Source organism: Bradyrhizobium sp. P2_E8, from assembly GCF_056403875.1.
In genome coordinates, this window is the sequence record NZ_JBFUES010001352.1 from 1 (window position 1) to 1595 (window position 1595).

At 65.5% G+C, this 1595-nt stretch carries 1 protein-coding gene; it reads left to right on the forward strand.

Going from position 1 to position 1595, the window contains the following annotated elements:
* Positions 1 to 31 precede the first annotated feature (31 nt).
* On the forward strand, positions 32 to 1595 hold a 1564-nt coding region (gcl, locus tag AC1D00_RS40360), incomplete at its 3' end, for a glyoxylate carboligase (protein ID WP_477014542.1).

Here is a 1595-nt window from a genome sequence, read left to right on the forward strand (position 1 = left end):
CGCTCGCTGACACCACCGAGCGAGGTCCGATATGGCGAAGATGCGAGCTATCGATGCGGCCGTGCGTATCCTGGAAAAGGAAGGCATCTCGACCGCCTTCGGTGTTCCCGGGGCCGCGATCAATCCGCTTTACTCGGCGCTGAAGAAGCGCGGCTCGATCCGCCATATCCTGGCGCGGCATGTCGAGGGCGCCTCGCACATGGCCGAGGGCTACACGCGGGCGAAGGCCGGCAATATCGGGGTCTGCATCGGCACGTCGGGACCGGCCGGTACCGACATGATCACCGGGCTCTATTCGGCGATCGCCGATTCCATTCCGATCCTCTGCATCACCGGGCAGGCGCCGCGCGCGCGGCTCTACAAGGAGGATTTTCAGGCCGTCGACATCGAATCGATTGCAAAGCCGGTGACCAAATGGGCGGTGACCGTGCGCGAGCCGGCGCTGGTGCCGCGGGTGTTCAGCCAGGCGTTTCACGTCATGCGCTCCGGGCGGCCCGGACCGGTGCTGATCGACATGCCGCTCGACGTGCAGCTCGCCGAAATCGAGTTCGACGACGAGACCTATGAGCCGCTGCCGGTCTACAAGCCGACCGCGACGCGCAAGCAGGTCGAGAAGGCGCTGGAGATGCTCAATGCGGCCGAGCGGCCGCTGATCGTCGCAGGCGGCGGCGTCATCAACGCCGATGCCTCCGATCTGCTCGTCGAATTCGCCGAGATAGCCAACGTGCCTGTGGTGCCAACGTTGATGGGCTGGGGCGCAATCCCCGACGATCACGTGCTGATGGCCGGCATGGTCGGCCTTCAGACCAGCCATCGCTACGGCAACGCCACGATGCTCGAATCCGATTTCGTGCTCGGCATCGGCAACCGCTGGGCCAACCGCCACACCGGCTCAGTCGAAACCTACACCAAGGGCCGCACCTTCGTGCATGTCGACATCGAGCCGACGCAGATCGGCCGAGTGTTCAATCCCGATCTCGGCATCGTCTCGGACGCCAAGGCCGCGCTCGAGCTTTTCGTCACCGTCGCCAGGGAGTGGCGCCGGTCGGGCAGGCTCCGCGAGCGCCAGGCGTGGCCCGCGGCCTGCCGCGATCGCAAGAAGACGATGCTGCGCAAGAGCCATTTCGACAATGTGCCGATCAAGCCGCAGCGCGTCTATGAGGAGATGAACAAGGCCTTCGGCCGCGACACCACCTATGTCACCGTGATCGGCTTGTCGCAGATCGCGGGTGCGCAGTTCCTCGGCGTCTACAAGCCGCGCAACTGGATCAATGCGGGGCAGGCGGGGCCGCTCGGCTGGACGCTGCCCGCGGCGCTCGGCGTGCGCGCGGCATGCCCGGATCGCGACATCGTCGCGCTGTCGGGCGACTACGACTTCCAGTTCCTGATCGAGGAGCTCGCGGTCGGCGCGCAGTTCAATCTGCCTTACATCCACGTCGTCGTGAACAATTCCTATCTCGGCCTGATCCGCCAGGCCCAGCGCGGCTTCGACATGGACTATCACGTCCAGCTCTCCTTCGAGAACATCAACGCGCCCGAGCTCGGCGGCTACGGCGTCGACCATGTCGCTGTCGCCGAAGGCCTCGGCTGCAAGG